This window comes from Pedobacter sp. 01N416, from assembly GCF_056399685.1.
In genome coordinates this window covers 1-3,178 of sequence record NZ_JBFTRT010000850.1, presented here as the reverse complement: position 1 = coordinate 3,178, position 3,178 = coordinate 1, and the positions used below count along the sequence as shown (strand labels likewise).

Annotated in this window: 4 protein-coding genes; all 4 read left to right on the top strand. The window is 37.0% G+C overall.

Annotated elements, in window-relative coordinates; genetic code table 11:
* Positions 1 to 872, top strand: an 872-nt coding sequence (locus tag AC1DND_RS27830) for a RagB/SusD family nutrient uptake outer membrane protein (protein ID WP_477586087.1), incomplete at its 5' end; no start/stop codon positions are given.
* Entirely contained in the window at positions 817 to 1,104 is a 288-nt protein-coding gene (locus tag AC1DND_RS27825; RefSeq protein WP_477586086.1) for a hypothetical protein, read from the top strand. The genes AC1DND_RS27830 and AC1DND_RS27825, both read left to right, overlap by 56 nt.
* Before the next feature lie 24 nt (positions 1,105 to 1,128).
* The gene (locus AC1DND_RS27820) at positions 1,129 to 1,794 is read left to right on the top strand and encodes a hypothetical protein (protein ID WP_477586084.1); all 666 of its coding nucleotides are present in this window, start codon (positions 1,129 to 1,131) and stop codon (positions 1,792 to 1,794) included.
* A gap of 671 nt (positions 1,795 to 2,465) precedes the next feature.
* The coding region (locus AC1DND_RS27815; protein ID WP_477586082.1) for a carboxypeptidase-like regulatory domain-containing protein at positions 2,466 to 3,178 on the top strand (713 nt) is incomplete at its 3' end.

The window sequence follows — 3,178 nt, the reverse complement described above, 5'->3', positions numbered from 1 at the left end:
CATTAAAAGGCCGGGTATTGTTATACTGGGCAAGTCCGCAGTTTAATCCCCTAGATAATCCATCACACCCCTTTGATCAAAGCAGGTGGACTACTGCATATCAGGCTTGTAAAGAAGCTTATGATATATGCAAAGCTTCAGGTAACAGTTTATTACCAAACTATGGAGATATTTTTTTGAAGGAAGGAACCAGTAATACGGAGGCTATAATTGTCCGTTCCTATTCTAATAAAGTTGAAAAAAGAGGTCAGAATGTAGAAGCCAAAGCAAGGCCCACAGAAGAGGGTGGTGGTGCATCTGCATTTATTCCGACCTTAAATCTTGTAAACACTTATACCATGAAGGATGGAGTTCCGGTTGGGCAGGCCAGCTCGTTCACTTACGATCCTGTGCTATTTTGGGTAAACCGCGATCCAAGATTGGATGCAACGATAGCCTACAATGGAAGCAGCTGGAAATTAAGCGGTGCAAGCAGCAGGAGACAATGGAATTATGTTTCGAACATTACCGAACCATCGCCGCAGGGCTTTTATATGAAACGATTTTGCGATCCTGAACTGGCGAAAGGCGCTGTGGCTTATGCCAATGATTTTGGGGGGAATGGCTTAGACTGGATAGAGTTGCGTTATGCTGAAGTAATTATGAATTTGGCAGAATGTGCCAATGAAATCGGTAACCTCGCAGAAGCACAAAATTTAGTAAAAGAAATCAGAATTCGCGCTGGCATTCAGGCTGGAACAAAAAATTACGGACTAGATCTGGCTTCATCGAAATTACTAATGCGAGATTTAATACTGAAAGAAAGAATGATAGAATTTGCGTTCGAAGGTAACCATACAGTGGGAAACAAAATCTGCAGCACTAAAAACTGAACTTGAAGTAGTTACGGCAAATGGAGCACGGTTTAGAGAAGGAGTTAATGTCAATGACAAAACATCTTTTGAGAAATACTTCAAAACCTCAATATTGAACCAGGGCGTAACTGGCTTCAGTATACCAGATACCTATTATTTCTATGCTTTGCCATCAACATTTATGAATTCTAGCCCGTTATTAGAGCAAACAATCGGTTGGGATGGTGGCACTTTTGATCCTTTAAAATAATTCTTTATTTAAACAGATAAAATCATGAAAAGAATTTTAAAATATTTAGGCTTTTTGGCTGTAGGAGCCGTCGTATTTTCTTCATGTAAAAAAGAAGGAGAAAATATATTTAATATGTTTGATGATGTAACAGTAACCTATCATTCAACAAGCCCTTATGCAGTAACCGATTATAAAGAAGTAAATGCAGGTGATAGCGTGTATCTGGATTACACCATAACTTCTGCAAAGGAGGATATGTATGCTGTCTGTATTTTCGAAACATCGGCGGCTATACCCTCTAAAATTATAGTTAACGATAATCAAAGAAGAAATTATTCGGGAGTTGTAAAACTGAAAATGAATACCCGGGTTGGCAAAACATCCTATCGCATTTGGGCTTTGGATAAAGCAGGGGTTTATTTGGGTGACGGTTACAAAACGATTACAATAGAGGTAAGGTCAGATTATAAATATTGGTCTTCAAGAGAATTATATATTCCTGATACATTAGGTAAAGTGAAGAACTGTTATATGTCACTTTCAACAGGAGAACTATTCAATTACAGTAACGGTGCAGCCAGTTCTGATAAAATAGATCTGGGATTGTATAGGTCGCCCGTAACCGGGACACCAAATGCATATTTGTACAATGTTTATGCTTTAAATTCGAGCCCGATTCCTCACTTAAAGGTATATCTACCGGGCTGATTCCAGGGAGTTTATTTTATTTTTTAACTGCTGACGGAAAGTATGGTGCTTTTTATGTGAATTCTGTTTCGAGTAACAACTCTTCTGGCGGTGTATTCTTAAACGTTGATGTGAAAATTCAGAATTAATACTATCATTTGTGAGCGCTCAATAACATGGGCTTTAATTCATCTAAAACGAGGCAAAATCTGTCTCGTTTTTTTTAATTTATTTTTATTTAAGAATGTTACATTTATATATGAATATATTTCCATATCTTAGATCATCAAATACAGATCAAGCAAAGAACTATATTGATTTGATTTAGTTACGTTAATAGCCTATAATATGTAGCCAAAATCATACAGTAAATAGCCGATTATTGATTGCAATTTTGAGATATAATATACTTTCTAACCAGAATAAATACCAAGATCAAAGTAAAAAATGAGCCAAATTACCCATATTATCACCGATTTTTTTTATTAGAAGCCGTGGTTGATTCTTTTATCATAAAATAATTTTACATCTATTTTCTCTGCTCTCTTAATACGCTCCATTTGTAAAGTTAAAACGATACTATAGTTGCTCAATCGATTGAAGGTTGAAACTTTTGATCATTGAAGAGATCACACCATTAAAAGCAGACGGGAAATTGTCTAAATAGAATTAAAAACTAACCAAATAATAAGATGAACTTAAAATTTTTACGCAAAATTTCTTTGTCCTTGCTATTTATGCTACTGGCAAGCACAATCCTTTTTGCTCAAGACCGAAAGATTACGGGTAAAGTTGTCGATCAGGCAGATGGGCAGGGAATCCCTGGAGTAAATGTAAGTCTAAAAGGTGTTCCAAGCAATGTGAGCACCAATTCTGACGGTGTTTACACCATCCAGGTAAAATCTGATGCAGATGTTCTTGTATTCTCATTTATAGGATATGTAAGACAACAGGTAACCATAGGCAAGCAAACTAATATTGTAGTTCGTTTAGTTCCGGAAAACAAGAGCCTCGAAGATGTGGTTGTTGTTGGTTATGGTACCCAAAAGAGAAGTCATTTAACAGGTGCTGTTGTAGATATAAAGGCAACCGAGGTGGAGGACTTACCTGCAAGTAATATCGGTGCTGCACTGGCTGGAAAAATATTAGGTGTTGGGGTGAGCGGGGGTATTTCAAGACCAGGTTCTACAGCAAAGTTGACCATTAGAAATCCTAACACTATTTTCTCTAAAGACGGCGGTTCTACAGACCCGCTATATGTAATTGATGATGTAATTCAGATCAATCCTCAAAACGGACAACCTGATGCTACACTCTTTAATAACCTGGATCCTTCTGAAATAGAAAGTTTATCTTTCCTAAAAGATGCATCTGCAGCTATTTATGGTACAAGAGCAGGTAATGG